General features: G+C 67.1%; 11 protein-coding genes and 2 pseudogenes. 4 read left to right on the top strand and 9 right to left on the bottom strand.

Going from position 1 to position 13,013, the window contains the following annotated elements; all coding sequences use genetic code 11:
* Positions 1–134: 134 nt before the first annotated feature.
* Genes ACHMXB_RS18130 through ACHMXB_RS18155 form a run of 6 tightly spaced genes read right to left on the bottom strand, consistent with a single transcriptional unit; the run spans position 135 to position 6,639 of the window.
* On the bottom strand, positions 135–788 hold the full coding sequence (locus ACHMXB_RS18130; protein WP_395400644.1) for an IclR family transcriptional regulator: 654 nt from the start codon (positions 786–788) through the stop codon (positions 135–137).
* A 22-nt stretch (positions 789–810) separates the two neighbouring features.
* The gene (locus ACHMXB_RS18135; protein WP_395400646.1) at positions 811–2,505 is read right to left on the bottom strand and encodes a thiamine pyrophosphate-binding protein; all 1,695 of its coding nucleotides are present in this window, start codon (positions 2,503–2,505) and stop codon (positions 811–813) included.
* Positions 2,506–2,537: 32 nt separating this feature from the next.
* The gene (locus ACHMXB_RS18140) at positions 2,538–3,074 is read right to left on the bottom strand and encodes a gamma carbonic anhydrase family protein (RefSeq protein WP_395400648.1); all 537 of its coding nucleotides are present in this window, start codon (positions 3,072–3,074) and stop codon (positions 2,538–2,540) included.
* 12 nt (positions 3,075–3,086) lie between these two features.
* Positions 3,087–4,451, bottom strand: coding sequence for a 2-hydroxycarboxylate transporter family protein (locus ACHMXB_RS18145; RefSeq protein WP_395400650.1), 1,365 nt, complete (start codon positions 4,449–4,451; stop codon positions 3,087–3,089).
* Positions 4,451–5,401 carry a hydroxymethylglutaryl-CoA lyase gene (locus ACHMXB_RS18150; protein ID WP_395400652.1) on the bottom strand — a complete coding sequence of 317 codons (951 nt, stop codon included), beginning with the start codon at positions 5,399–5,401 and terminating at the stop codon, positions 4,451–4,453. Before ACHMXB_RS18150 ends, ACHMXB_RS18145 begins: the two co-directional genes overlap by 1 nt.
* Positions 5,402–5,403: 2 nt before the next feature.
* Positions 5,404–6,639: a CaiB/BaiF CoA transferase family protein gene (locus ACHMXB_RS18155; protein ID WP_395400654.1), complete on the bottom strand. Its 1,236-nt coding sequence runs from the start codon at positions 6,637–6,639 to the stop codon at positions 5,404–5,406.
* A gap of 165 nt (positions 6,640–6,804) precedes the next feature.
* On the opposite strand from ACHMXB_RS18155, the gene ACHMXB_RS18160 reads away from it, so the two are divergent.
* From ACHMXB_RS18160 to ACHMXB_RS18170, 3 genes and pseudogenes are all read left to right on the top strand, one after another.
* Complete coding sequence (locus ACHMXB_RS18160; protein WP_395400656.1) at positions 6,805–7,563, top strand: lytic transglycosylase domain-containing protein; 759 nt, start codon at positions 6,805–6,807, stop codon at positions 7,561–7,563.
* A 182-nt stretch (positions 7,564–7,745) separates the two neighbouring features.
* Positions 7,746–8,036 (top strand): annotated as a pseudogene (locus ACHMXB_RS18165) (M20/M25/M40 family metallo-hydrolase); the annotation flags it as partial.
* Positions 8,036–8,656, top strand: a complete 621-nt coding sequence (locus ACHMXB_RS18170; protein ID WP_395400658.1) for a helix-turn-helix domain-containing protein — start codon at positions 8,036–8,038, stop codon at positions 8,654–8,656. The pseudogene ACHMXB_RS18165 and the gene ACHMXB_RS18170, both read left to right, overlap by 1 nt.
* An 8-nt stretch (positions 8,657–8,664) precedes the next feature.
* On the opposite strand, the pseudogene ACHMXB_RS18175 reads toward ACHMXB_RS18170, so the two are convergent.
* From ACHMXB_RS18175 to ACHMXB_RS18185, 3 genes and pseudogenes are all read right to left on the bottom strand, one after another.
* A pseudogene (locus tag ACHMXB_RS18175) lies at positions 8,665–8,802 on the bottom strand (PadR family transcriptional regulator); the annotation flags it as partial.
* A gap of 92 nt (positions 8,803–8,894) precedes the next feature.
* Complete coding sequence (locus tag ACHMXB_RS18180; RefSeq protein WP_395400660.1) at positions 8,895–9,776, bottom strand: helix-turn-helix transcriptional regulator; 882 nt, start codon at positions 9,774–9,776, stop codon at positions 8,895–8,897.
* An 81-nt stretch (positions 9,777–9,857) separates the two neighbouring features.
* Positions 9,858–10,526 (bottom strand): DNA alkylation repair protein, encoded by a 669-nt coding sequence (locus tag ACHMXB_RS18185; RefSeq protein ID WP_395405328.1) that lies wholly within the window; start codon positions 10,524–10,526, stop codon positions 9,858–9,860.
* Positions 10,527–10,709: 183 nt separating this feature from the next.
* On the opposite strand from ACHMXB_RS18185, the gene ACHMXB_RS18190 reads away from it, so the two are divergent.
* Positions 10,710–12,854 carry a glycogen debranching N-terminal domain-containing protein gene (locus ACHMXB_RS18190; RefSeq protein WP_395400662.1) on the top strand — a complete coding sequence of 715 codons (2,145 nt, stop codon included), beginning with the start codon at positions 10,710–10,712 and terminating at the stop codon, positions 12,852–12,854.
* Positions 12,855–13,013 lie beyond the last annotated feature (159 nt).

Genomic DNA, 13,013 nt, shown 5'->3' on the forward strand with positions numbered 1-13,013 from the left:
TGTAGGCCGCTGGTGCACCGCCCCCACGGGCTCTGATGGAAGCCTGTCCACGCGCATGGTCTCGCGTGCATCATGTTTGGTGCTCTGCGAAAAATTAGACCTTGAGGTCAAAACTCTGTCAAGCCTCGGGGGCCCTAGCCACCTTCCCGCACTGCCTCCTCTATCCTCCGTGCTGCCTGCACAACGACGGCGCCGTGGTCCTGGCCCGGCGAGCCGGTGACCCGGGCCAGGGGCATGGCGAGGCAGACGGCGGCGATGATTCCTTCCTCTGTCCGCACTGGCGCGCTGATGGACCCGAGGCCGGGCGTGCGGGAGCCGACCGATTCGATCCAGCCCGCCGCAGCCAGCTCCGCCAGCACCTCGTCGTCGGCGGCGAGGAGCCGGCCGCTGGAGCCGGCGGGCAGGGGGAGCCTCGAACCGGGCGGCAGGGTGGCGCGCAGTTCGTGCCGGCTGTCCGCGCTGAGGAGGCAGACCCTTTCGTCGCCCCGCCGGACCCAGAGCTGTGCGGTTTCGCCGGTGCTGTCGCGGAGTTCGTGGAGCACGGGCAGGGCGGCGTTCTCCAGGGCCGAACGGACGAACCGCTGCCCCAGGCGGAAAGTGCCGCTCTCAGTCCGGCGGAGGAAGCCGTAATCCACCATCTGAAGGGCCAACCGGTGTGCGGTGGACAGCGACAGGCCGGTCCGCCGGGACAGCTCACTGGCTGATACGGCGGACCGGCCCACGGCGTCGAGGATTGCGGCAGCACGCTCCAGCGTGCGGTTGCTTCCGTTCTGTTCAGTAGGCGGCATGTGGCCAGCTTATGACGCCGGCTCAGCCCTTGGCGGCCAGCGACTCCGCCATGAACTCGGCAATCACCTTCTGCGATATCGCCACGTCCAAAACGAACACGCCGTCGTCGTGGGTGGCCAGCCAGCTCTCAAGCTGCTCCAGATCGGCAAGGGTGTGGGCCTTAATTCCGTCGGCACCCAGTGCACGTCCGACGGCGGCAAAGTCCACCTCGTCGATCAGCATCGCCTGACTGTGCAGCCCCTTTGCGGCGTACTGGTGCAGTTCCGCCCCGTACGCCGAGTCATTGAGCACGACGACGACACCCTTGCGGGTGGCCCGGAGGAACGTCTCGCAGTCGGCCAGCCCCATCAGGCCGCCGCCGTCGCCGCTGACCAGGACGGTGGTGCGTTCGGGGCGGGCAACGGAGACGCCCGCGGCGGAGCCGAAGCCGAGCCCGATGGACTGGAAGGCGGTCCCCACCAGGACCATGGCGTGCGGGTCCGGGACGGAGAGGTACATTGGCGCCCAGCCGATGAAATGCCCGCCGTCCATGACCACGGATCGTTCGGCCGGCAGGATCCGGTCCAGGGCAGCGACGACGGCACGCGGGTTGAGCCGGCCGTCGGGTCCGAACTCGACAGGGTCCTCCACCGGGCTGGACGAACGGAACTCCGTTCCCGACACTTCGGGGGCAGCATCCCGCCAGGTCGGCGACGCCGCGGCGGGCACCCTTTCCAGCAGTCCCTCCGCGAACGGCAGGATGTCCGCGCGGACGTATTCGGCGCCGGCGTTCTGGCCGGCGTCGGGTTCGTTGTCGAGGCGGATGATCCTGGCGTCTGCCGGGAACAGTGTTCCGTACCGGGTCTGGAAAGTGTTGAGGCTTGCCCCGACCACCAGAACGAGGTCCGCCTGGCGGGCGACGTCGAGGCGGTGGCTGCGGGTGAAGCCGCCGGCGATGCCGAGGTCCCACTCGCTGCCGAACGCGTTGGCGGCCATCACGGAGGTCATGAAGAGGGCCCCGACCCTGTCGCCCACTTCCCGCAGCGGGGCGGTTGCACCAGCCAGGAGCACGCCGCGTCCGGCCAGGATGAGCGGCCGCTGCGCTGCGGCGAGCTGTTCCGCCACCCGGTCCAGTTCGTCAGCGGCCGCGGGCCACGCGGGCTTGGCCGGAAGGGGTTCCAGCGGCACCGGAGCCTGCAGGGGAGCGGCGGCGAGGTCGTAGGGGATGGCGAGCACCACCGGCTGGACGGTCTGCAGTGCGAGGTCGAAGGCTCGGTGGGTTATTGCGGCGGCGTTGTCCGGGCGGGCTACCAGCGTGGTGACACCGGCGGCGTCGGCCGCCTTCGCCTGGTCGATGTCGAACGGCCGGCGGCCGCTGGCCGGGGCATCTCCGACGACGAACACCAGCGGAATGCGGGCCAGCCGGGCTTCGGCAAGCGTTGTGTACGCGTTGGCGAAGCCGGCGCCGTAGGTGGTGGTGGCCGCCGCCACGCCTCCGGTGGCGCGGTGGTAAGCATCGGCCATGGCAACGGTCGCGGCCTCGTGGCGGGCCGACGTGAAGGGGAAGCCGCGGCGGGTGAGCCGGCTGATGAGGTGGGCGTTGCCGTTTCCCATCAGTCCGAACAGGTGTCCCGCGCGTTCCGCCAGGACATCGGCGACGGCCGCCGAGACGTGACCCTCATCAGGAAGTGGGGGCGCCGCGGTGCTTTGCCGGGAGGCGGGTGAGGTGGTGGTCATTGGCTGTCCTTGCGTTCGTGGGGTGGGAACTGTCAGGCCGGCAGCGCCACGGTCGTCGCGTCCCGGTGCCTCAGGGTAAGTGCGGCGTACGTTGCGGCGTTGTGCCTGCAGTGCTCGATCTCCTCCGCAGTGAGGGGCCGGCGCACCTTGGCCGGCATGCCCGCCACGAGCGAGCCGGGCGGCACCTCGGTGCCCTCGAGGACCAGCGCGTTGGCCGCCACCAGGGACCCGGCGCCGATGATGGCGCCGTTCAGGACAGTGGCATTCATGCCGATGAGTGCCCCGTCGCCCACCGTGCAGCCGTGCAGTACCGCGCCGTGTCCCACGCTGACGTGGTTGCCCACCCGTGCCGGGTAGCCGGGGTCGGCGTGGACGACGGCGGTGTCCTGGACGTTGCTGCCCTCGCCAAGGCTGATGTCCTCCATGTCCGCCCGGATGACGGCGCCGTAGTAGATTCCCGTTTCGGCGCCGACCGTGGCGGAGCCAACGACCGTGGCGGTGGGCGCTACCCACGCGTCACCAGAAATCTGTGGGGAGCGGCCGCCGACGGCCAGGATGTTGTCAGTCACGATGGACCTTTCTTAGGTGAGGAAGGGAACGATCAGCGAGGTCACGAAGAGCACCAGTGCCCCGCCGAGGCGGTTGGTGAGGGCCGCGAACGGCATCAGGTGCATGCGGTTGGCCGCGCTCAGGACTGAGACGTCGCCGCTGCCGCCGGTGTCCGCCATGACCAGCCCGGGCGTGATGGAGGCTTCAACGAAGTTGAACTTCACGAGCCATCCGAGAACGCCGGAGGTCAGGGTCGCGATGACAACGGTGCAAATGGTGAGGAGGATGAACAGCGGGTTGCTCAGCGAGGCGAGGACATCGGTGATGTCGATGTAGGTCAGGCTGACGCCGACCAGCAGGGCAGGGACCAGCACGGCGCCGATCAGGTCGCCCCAGTCAGCAGTGGACTCCTCAACATCCTTGGGAAGCAGGCCGAAGATCTTCACGACGGCGGCGGCGATGATGGCCCAGGCGTAGGGGTGCAGCCCGGGGATGAAGGCGGCCATCAGGTTGCCGAAGACGAAGAGGCTGCCGGCGATGAGCAGGCCTTTGCCCAGGGCGATGAAGGAGGATGTGTCGCGCTTGGGCGGCAGGGTGAGCTCGTCGGAGCGCCCCTTGATGCGCATCAGCTGGCCGTGGCCGTTGAACCCGACGAATAGCTGCTTCTTGCGTTTACCCAGTCCGTTGTAGATACCGGCGATGAGGATGCAGACCACGTTGGCCATCACGACGGCGGACATGAGGTCGCCCATGAAGGTGGCGGAGTCGCCACCGGTGGCCGAGGCGTACATCTCGGACATGGGCAGGGCCCCGACACCCAGCCCGCCGGCCATGATGGGCGCGGCGACAAAGAGGATGCCTTCGATGAAGCCGAAGCCGGTGAGGGCCGCGATGAGCCCGACCAGGACGAAGGTGGCGATGAGGCAACCCACCACGGGTACCGCAAAGCGAGGTCCTGCCTTCAGCAGGAGCGCACGGGGCATGCCGAGGATGGAGCCGGCGATGATGCCGACGACGAAGAAGTCCAGGAATCCGTGTCCGTCGATGAAGTTCTGCACCACCGTGACCAGGTTCTCGGGCATCAGGCCGAGGTAAGCCAGCGTGGCAGGAGCGAAGGTGCACAGGATGGTCGGCAGCCCGAAGTCGCGGACCACCGGAAACAGGTTGCCGATCCAGATGAAGAGCCCGCCGAGCAGGATGGTGGTGGCGAAGCCGACCACCATGGTGTCCGGGAGGTTGCCCGTGATTGCCGCTGCAAGGACCAGTCCGGCGAGGACGAGGTAGAGCGGGGCCGGAATGCTGGCGATTTTGAGCCGCAGCCGATCTTGGCCCTTCTCGCGCATTGGCCGGTCCGTAGGTTCGATGGTGAGGTCCGTGGTAGGTGAATTTGTAGACATCATTGTCCCCAAAACGTTTGGTGGGAAGACCGCCGCGGCGGCCTGTGGACGGGAGTCGAAGCAGTAAAAAGCGGTTTAGCGGGCGGGATCGAGAAAGCCGGCCGCCGGGGAATGAGCGACGACGTCGAGGGCGAGCCGCACAGCCTCGGCGAGGCGGTCCTCGTCGATGCCCGTCTGGTGTCCGGCGTCGTGCAGGTGCCGGACAAGCTCCTCCGTGGCGATGTTGCCGTGCGCCCGGGGGCGAACGGGCAGCCGCCGTAGCCGCCGAGGGCGGCATCGAAACGGACGACGCCGGTCTCCACCGCTGCGCTCGCGGTGGCCAGCGCCTGGCTGTGTGCGTTGTGCAGGTGCAGGTAGTACGTGATGTCCGGTTCGGCCCCGCGGACGTGGTGCAGGCTGGCCATCACCTGTTCGCTCGGCGTGGTGCCCAGTGTGTCCGCGAGCCCGACGTCGGTGATGCCCATGTCCGTAAAGGCACGCACCACGCGCAGAAGGTAGGCGGGGTCGATTGCGCCCTCGAACGGGCAGGTGAAGGCGGTGGAGATGCCGGCGAAGAACCGGATTTCCGGGAACCCGGCCACGGCCGCGCCGAGGTTCGCCAGCGCGTCCTCGATGGCTTGGCCGGCGTTGGCGTTGCTGTGCGTCTGACTTGCGGAGGTGACCACCTGAATGTCGGTGGCTCCGGCCTCGACAGCCCGCTGGATGCCGCGGCCGTTGAGCGCCAGGCTGGTGTACGTGACCCCCGGAACTGTTGGCAGCGAGGCGACTACCTCAGCGGCGTCGGCCATCTGGGGAACCCGCTTCGGGTTCACGAAGGAGGCGACCTCGATGCGCTTCAGCCCGGCGTCGACGAGTGCCTCGGCGATCTCGAGTTTATGCGCCGTGGAGACGATGACTGGTTCGTCCTGGAGTCCGTCCCGCAGGAACACGTCAGTGATTTCGACCTTCATGTTCAGCGCGCCTCCTGCAGTCCGAGGCCGGCGATTTCGTCTGCATTCATGCCGGCGAGCTCCTGCAGGACTTCGGCCGTGTGCTCTCCCAGCTCCGGGCCGACCCATTTGACCCGGCCCTCGTGACCCGGCATCTTGGGCACGACGCCGGGGAACCGGATCAGTTCGGGCTCGTCCTCGATGACCACCTCGTGAGTCTGGATCATGTCACGCGCCAGGTAGTGCTTGTCGACGGCGATGCTGGGGGCGTCGTAGACGGGACCGGCCGGCACGCCGGAGTCGTCCAGCTTGTCGAGGACCTCGGTGAGGGGCATGCTGCCGGTCCAGGCAGAGATGGCGCCGTTGAGCTCTTCCTCCCGGGCGCCGCGCGCCTCCGTGGCGAGCAGGGTGGCGTCCTCGGCGAGGTCGTCGCGGCCGATGGCCCGCATGAGCCGGACGAAGACGGAGTTGGAGTTGCCGCCGATGACCACTTCGAGTTCGTCCTGGCAGAGATAGGAGCCGGTGGGTACGACGCCGGGCAGCGCGCCGCCGGTGCGCTGCCGGATCATGCCGTAGGCGTCATAGTCCGGGACCAGCGATTCGAGCAGGCTGAACACCCCTTCGTATAGGGCGACGTCGACGACCTGGGAAGTTCCCGTCTCCAGTCCGCGGGCCTTCTGGAGCATCAGCATCAGGGCGCCGATGACGCCGTAGAGCCCGGCGACGGTGTCGCCCATGCTGGCCGCCGCACGGCCGGCCGGGCGGTCCGGTTCACCCGTGATGTAGCGCAGGCCGGCAAACGACTCAGCGGAGCTGCCGAAGCCGGCGCGGTTTTTGTAGGGTCCGGTCTGGCCGTAGCCGGAGATCCGGACCATGACTACCTCGGGGTTGAGTTCCTGCAGCACGTCCGGGCCGAGGCCCCACCTCTCGAGGGTGCCGGGGCGGAAGTTCTCGATGACCACGTCGCACTGGGCGGCGATCTTCTTGACCGCCTCGCGGCCCGCCTCGGAGCGGAGGTCCAGGGCCACGGACTTCTTGTTGCGGCCGATGGTGCGGAACAGCATGGAGGTGCTGCCGCGGGTCTTGCGCCAGTCGCGCAGTTCGTCGCCGCCCTGGGGCTTTTCGATCTTGATGACCTCCGCGCCGAAGTCACCGAAAAGGCGGGCGGCGAACGGGGCGGCGATGAAGCTGCCCAGCTCGAGCACGCGGATGCCGCGGAGGGGGAGGGCGTTGCCCTCGATGTGTAGTTCGTCAGTCATGTCATTCCTGCCTGCGCTCCCGGCGCCGAGTTTCCCATCCTATGGGAAGTGCTTGTCATTAGGCGGAGAAACAATAGCAGTGCCGTGTGACGCGCGCAACAGGGTCGTGGCGCCTCTTTGTTCCGGGTGTGCCAATCCCGGGGCGCCGCCGGGTTAGGCTGTTCCGTGCTTCGTCTGAAACGCCTCGCGGTTCTCAGCCTTTTCGCGTTCTGCGCTATCACCGCGGGCGCGTTCTGGCTCCTGGGCATGACCAATGCAGGCGCGCCCGGCGCGGGAGTGCGTGCGGCCCAGCCGGCTCCGCCGCAGGCGGCGGGGAAGTTCGTGCCGCTGGCAGGTGGCAGTACGCATGCCGTGAACATCACCAGGACCGTCGACCCGGGCTGGCTGGCCCGGACCGCTGCCCGGACCGGAATTCCTGCACGGGCCCTCCGGGCGTACGTTGCCGCGGCCGGCATGGCGAATGCCGATGCTCCGGCGTGCGGGGTCGGCTGGAACACGGTAGCCGCCGTCGGGTTTGTAGAATCCGCGCACGGCGCCCTCGGCGGAGGCCACCTCACGGTTTCGGGAGACGTGAGCGGTCCGATCGTAGGCCCCGGCCTCAACGGCGACGGTTTCGCCGCCATTGCCGACACCGACGACGGCGCGCTTGACGGCGACGCCCGCTGGGACCGCGCCGTCGGGCCCATGCAGTTCATTCCCTCCACGTGGAAGATGGCGGGAAAGGATGCAAACGGAGACGGGGTGGCGGATCCTCACAACATCGACGACGCCGCCCTCAGCGCTGCCGGTTACCTGTGTGCCGGCGGCCGGGACCTCACCACCGACCAGGGCTGGACCGATGCCATCTGGTCCTACAACCAGTCCGAGGCCTATCTGGGGCAAGTGGACGACAAAGCTGTTGAATATGCGGAGCAGTCCGGCTAGTCCGGCAGGGAGCCGGCGCACACGTAGGGCCTGGCACTGCCGGTGCCAGGCCCTACGTATGCGATTTCAGACCCGATGCGGGGAGCCCAGTTCCACTGGCTCCTCATCCATCAGGTAGGCGGATTCGGAGTGGGCGGCGATGTCGATGCCCGCGGAGTTCGGCTGCCTCGTCGATGCGCAGGCCCACAGCGCACTTCGACGCCGGCCTGCGCGACCAGCTCAAGACGATGCTCCCGGAAGCGCCGGTGCTGGACACTGGGGCGGGCCACGACGCCGGGGTGCTGGCAGGGCACATTCCCACGGCCATGCTGTTCGTGCGGAACCCCACCGGGATCTCGCACTCGCCCGAGGAACTGGTGGAGGATGCCGACGCCGAGACGGGTGCGGCGGCGCTGGCCGAGACCCTCGCAGGCCTGCTGGGAGCAGCCAGGGTGCTCGGATCCGAACTGCAGGCTCCGCCTATGATGGCTTGATGACGGATCAGGCTGGCGAAGCGAGGGACATGGCCGCGGAGAACACCGACGACGGCGTGGCCGGCAAGCTGGAGCGGATCATTGCCGGCCAGGTCCGCCACTACCGGACCGCAAACGGGCTCTCCGCGTCGGAACTGGCTTCAAGGACAGGCATGTCCAAGGCGATGATCTCCAAGATTGAAACCGCCAGCACATCGTGTTCCCTCACCACGCTGCAGCGCCTGGCGGACGGGCTGAAGATTCCGGTCACGGCGCTGTTCCGCGGTGCGGACACGGACCGGGACGCCACCTTCACCAAGGACGGCCAGGGCAGCCTGACGGTGCGCAGCGGAACCCAGCACGGGCACGAATACCGGGTGCTCGGGACCCTTAAGGGCCGGACCGACGCCCTCGAACCGACGCTGGTGACCCTGACCGACGCGTCCGACGTCTTCCCGCTGTTCCAGCACCCCGGCACCGAGTTCATCTACATGCTCGCCGGCAAAATGGTCTACGGCCACGGCGCATATGAATACACCATGGAACCCGGCGACTCCCTGCTCCTGGACGGCGAAGGCCCGCACGGTCCGCTGGAGCTGCTGGACCTGCCCATCCGGTTCCTGGCTATCGCCGCGAAGTAGGTGCGTCGGTCCGCGAGGATTTGGTACAGCGCGCGACGGGTTTCATTGATCTTTTCCATAGCGGTGGCGCGCTGTTCGTCGGCGGCCGCGAACCGGAACTGGTGGATGACTCCCATGAGCTTCTCATCGCTCTGGTGGAACGCGGGTCCAGAGTTCCCACCGGTTGCTCCGTAAGTGCCCTTTTCGGGCTCCATAAGGGCATCTGCGGAGCAATGGTTGGGAGTTTTTGGTGGGCGGATTAGGCCCGGCTCGCCGCCCTTGCCGCCTCTGCGATCCGCTCCGTCGCGGCCCACGAGGCGAGCAGCCGGAGCGCTTCGTCGGACGGGCTGCCCGGGACGGCGGGGTAGACCGTGAGCGTGTGGCCGGGGTCGTCTTCGAGTTCCATGGCCGCGTACGTCAGTTCCAAGAGTCCGACGACGGGATGGCGGAAGGTCTTGGTTCCGGAGTAGTGGCGGCGCACGTTGTGGGCGGCCCAGCGTGTGCGGAATTCGTCGCTGCGCATGGAGAGTTCGCCGACGAGTTCGGCGATGCGCTTGTCGTGCGGGTTGCGGCCGGCCTCGCGGCGGAGGATCGCCACGTTGACGTTCGCTGCCCGGTCCCAGTCCGGGTAGAAACTGTGGGAGAGCGGGTCCAGGAAGATGAATCTCGAGTGGTTCGCAGGGCGCGCTGTGCCGCGGTACATGTCGGAGTACATGGCGTAGCCGAGGTCATTCGCGGCCACGATGTCCATCCGGTTGTTGGCGATGAACGCCGGGGCGCCGGTTATCGCATCGAGCAGGTACTGCATGGCCGGCTGCACGGTGGCGGGGGTGCCCTTGGCGCGGCTCCGGGACGTGGCGTTCGCTGCGCGGGCGAGGTCGTAGAGGTGGTCGTGCTCGGCCCGGTCCAGCTGCAAGGCCTGCGATATCGCGTCGAGGATGCTGTCGGAGGCGCCGCTGAGGTTGCCGCGTTCGAGACGGGTGTAGTACTCGATGCTGACGCCCGCGAGGCGCGCAACTTCCTCCCGGCGAAGCCCGGGAACACGCCGTCGGCCGCCAATCGGTTCCAGGCCCGCCTGCTCCGGAGTGATCCGCGCGCGGCGGGAGACCAGGAACTCGCGTGCCTCGGTTCGGTTGTCCATCCTGTCAGGCTACGGCCATTCCAAAAGCGGAGGGAGGTCCTGCCATAACCCGTCTTGGCAGGGTAGGCCCAGGAGGGTGCCTCAGGCCTCGCGCCGGCTCACCATCTCATTGATCCAGCTCGGCGCGAAGGGCGAGGTGCAGTTGGGCGGTGTCGGGTAATCCTTCAGGACTTCCAGCCGTTCGCCGATGCCAATGGCCCGCGCCCGGTGGTCAGCGTGCTCGATGCCGATCTGCGCCAGGGTGTGGTTCATCGCCCACTGCAACCGGTCAGGGGCGTCCTTCATTTCCGCCTCGATGGTGTCCAGCAGCCCTGGCAGGTCCAGGCCCTCGGGCTTCTTTGCGACCCGCTCCGTGGTCAAGGCCCAGCCGGCACTTGCGACCACCTGGTCGGGATCATCAGTCCAGCCGACGCGCAGCTCTTCGGCGTGCGGGCTCTTCTTCACCACATAGTTCACCAGCCAGTCATGCACCTTGGGTGCGCGGGCCTGGCGCAGCATGGCATCCAGTTCCTGCTGCTCGAAGGCCTTTGGCCGGCAGATCAGCAGTGACAGTAACCTGGCGGCAGTGTCGTCTGTGGCCCACAATTCGCGGGCCAGCTCGTGCTGTGTCTTCAGCCGTTTCGCCACCGCGCGCAATGCGGACAGGTTCACGCCGTGGTCGTCGCCGCGCTTCAGGTTCGCCTCGCGCATCTTTGGATCCTCGAGCGCGGCCAGCTCGTCCATCACCGCGCCCATTGTTGCCTCGGCCATCATCACTCCTGCTCGCTGGCTGCCTTCGCTCGTATTGTAGGACGGCGGCGGGCACGAGGGCTGGATTCGCGCGGCACACCGGCGTAGCGTCATTGATCGAGGGGCGGCCTTCGCCTCCGGTGCAGATTCCAGGCGCGGGCAGTCCTTCGACGTGGCGGTCAGATCGATTCTGAGGGAGCCCGGATGGCTGGATGGAATGCTGACACTGCTGCAGGGTCGCCGGGGCCGGGGTCGGTCACTCTAGTGGAGGGCTCATCATTTTGCATCTCAGCGGCGAACGGCGATATCCGCACCGAGTATCCCCACGGCGTTTTTGTCGAGGACACCCGAATACTGTCCTGCTGGCGGGTACTCGTCAATGGCGCCCCGCTGGAGCCGCTGGGGGCGAAGACGAAGGAACCCTACCGTGCCGTGTTTGTTGGCCGTGTCCCGCGTCCGGACGGACACGCGGACAGCCCGCTGATTGTCGAACGCCTCCGTGAGGTAGGCGCCGGCATCCTGGAGCGGATCACTGTCCAAAACTACTCGGCGGCCATTGCCGAGTGCGTCCTTACCCTCCAGGTCGAGGCGGACTTCGCGGACCTCTTCGAGGTGAAAGAAGCACGCATCCAGCGCCGCTGGAAAGAGTCCCGGAAGGCGCAAGACGACTCGCTAACCATCCGCGCAGCCTGGCAGGACGCCCGGAAAGGTGTAGTGGTAACGGCTGAGGGGGCCGACATCGCCCCTGAGGGGCTGGCGTACCACTTCGCGATCCCGCCCCACGCACAGTGGAGCACCACCATCAGCGTCGTCCCTGCCGACGGCGGAAGCGACTCCGCCGCACGTTTCGTCCGGCCCACTGAAGGCGAAATGTCGCCTCGCGACAGGCGCCGCCAGGAGTGGGTGGCCAAGATCCCCGTGCTGAACATGGGCAACCCTTCCATCGAACGGACGCTCCGGCGAAGCTACGACGACCTGGGTGCGCTTCGCATTGAGGACCCCGACCACCCGGACCGCATCGTGGTGGCCGCTGGTGCCCCATGGTTCATGGCCCTGTTTGGCCGGGATTCGCTCTGGGCATCCCTCATGGCTCTCCCCGTTGACCCTTCGCTGGCTTTCGGCACCATCCAGACTCTCGCGGACCGCCAGGGACGGGTTGTGGATGAAATGAGCGAGGAGGAACCTGGCAAGATCCTCCATGAGGTCAGGCTCGACGTTTCCAGCGGACTGGCCTTGGGCGGGAAATCCGCATACTTCGGTAGCGTCGATGCCACCCCGCTGTTCGTGGCCTTGTTCGGCGAAATCAGCCGCTGGGGATTCGCGCAAGAAACTATCTCCGACCTGCTGCCCCATGTCGACCGGGCGCTGGACTGGATCCGCCACTACGGGGACAAGGACGGCGACGGCTTCGTCGAGTATGAGCGACTCAACGACCGGGGACTCATCAACCAAGGCTGGAAGGATTCATGGGACGGCATTAACTTTGCTGACGGCAGGATGGCGGAGCCGCCAATCGCCCTGTGTGAGGTTCAGGCCTACGTCTACAGCGCGTACATGGCCCGCTCCTGGATAGCCCGCGATGCCGGTGATCTGGAGCTGGCGGGGGAGTACCGGGATCTTGGGGCGCAGTTGAAGAAGCAGTTCAACGAACGGTTCTGGCTGCCCGAGCGCGGCTACTACGCCGTCGCCCTTGACGGCCACAAGCAGCCGGTCGACGCGTGCGCATCCAACATGGGCCAATGCCTGTTGTTCGGCATCGTGGACGCGGACAAAGCTCCCCTGGTGGCCGAACGGCTGATGTCCCCGGAAATGTTCAGCGGCTGGGGCGTAAGGACCTTGGCCAGCGACATGGGCGCCTACAACCCTGCCAGCTACCACAACGGGTCCGTGTGGCCCCACGACAATGCGATCATCGCGGCCGGCCTCCTCCGCTACGGCCTCGTCGAGCAGGCGCAGCGCATTTCTACGGCGCTTTTTGAGGCCGCGGAGTACTCCCAGGGCCGGCTGCCCGAGTTGTTCTGCGGGTTCAGCCGGGAGCAATTCGACGAACCCATCCCCTATCCCACCGCTTGCTCACCACAGGCCTGGGCCGCGACCACCCCCATTCAGCTTGTGAAGAGTCTCATGGGCTACTACGCCGACGTTGCCCGCGGCGGCCTGTGGCTGGATCCGGTTCTCCCAAAATCCTATGGCGACCTGCATATCACCAACGCACCCATGGCAAACGCAAAGATCACCATAGACATCTCCGGTTCCACCGCGAGCGTTCAGGGACTGCCCGAGGGCATGCTGTTCCACCACGGCATCCGGCCATGGGCTGCCGACCTGGCGCAACAGGCCAAGGATTAGTGCCGCCGTTTTTCGTCAGAGCAGCAGGAACACGGCATCATCGGCCTGAACTACGGCTCGGCGTCCTTCGTCCTGGCTCGGGCGGCGATGGGGGAGAGTCGTTTGCCGAGGATCTCGCCGATCCAGGCGTCGCTGTCGAAACGGGCCGTTAAGAAACAC

Source organism: Arthrobacter sp. UC242_113, from assembly GCF_044054585.1.
Lineage (GTDB): Bacteria > Actinomycetota > Actinomycetes > Actinomycetales > Micrococcaceae > Arthrobacter.

Excerpts from the sequence above, each read along its gene's own strand:
- ACHMXB_RS18130 (WP_395400644.1), bottom strand. The coding sequence starts at position 788 with ATGCCGCCTACTGAACAGAACGGAAGCAACCGCACGCTGGAGCGTGCT.
- ACHMXB_RS18135 (WP_395400646.1), bottom strand. The coding sequence starts at position 2,505 with ATGACCACCACCTCACCCGCCTCCCGGCAAAGCACCGCGGCGCCCCCA.
- ACHMXB_RS18145 (WP_395400650.1), bottom strand. The coding sequence starts at position 4,451 with ATGTCTACAAATTCACCTACCACGGACCTCACCATCGAACCTACGGAC.
- ACHMXB_RS18150 (WP_395400652.1), bottom strand. The coding sequence starts at position 5,401 with ATGAAGGTCGAAATCACTGACGTGTTCCTGCGGGACGGACTCCAGGAC.
- ACHMXB_RS18155 (WP_395400654.1), bottom strand. The coding sequence starts at position 6,639 with ATGACTGACGAACTACACATCGAGGGCAACGCCCTCCCCCTCCGCGGC.
- ACHMXB_RS18170 (WP_395400658.1), top strand. The coding sequence starts at position 8,036 with ATGACGGATCAGGCTGGCGAAGCGAGGGACATGGCCGCGGAGAACACC.
- ACHMXB_RS18180 (WP_395400660.1), bottom strand. The coding sequence starts at position 9,776 with ATGGACAACCGAACCGAGGCACGCGAGTTCCTGGTCTCCCGCCGCGCG.
- ACHMXB_RS18185 (WP_395405328.1), bottom strand. The coding sequence starts at position 10,526 with ATGGCCGAGGCAACAATGGGCGCGGTGATGGACGAGCTGGCCGCGCTC.
- ACHMXB_RS18190 (WP_395400662.1), top strand. The coding sequence starts at position 10,710 with ATGGCTGGATGGAATGCTGACACTGCTGCAGGGTCGCCGGGGCCGGGG.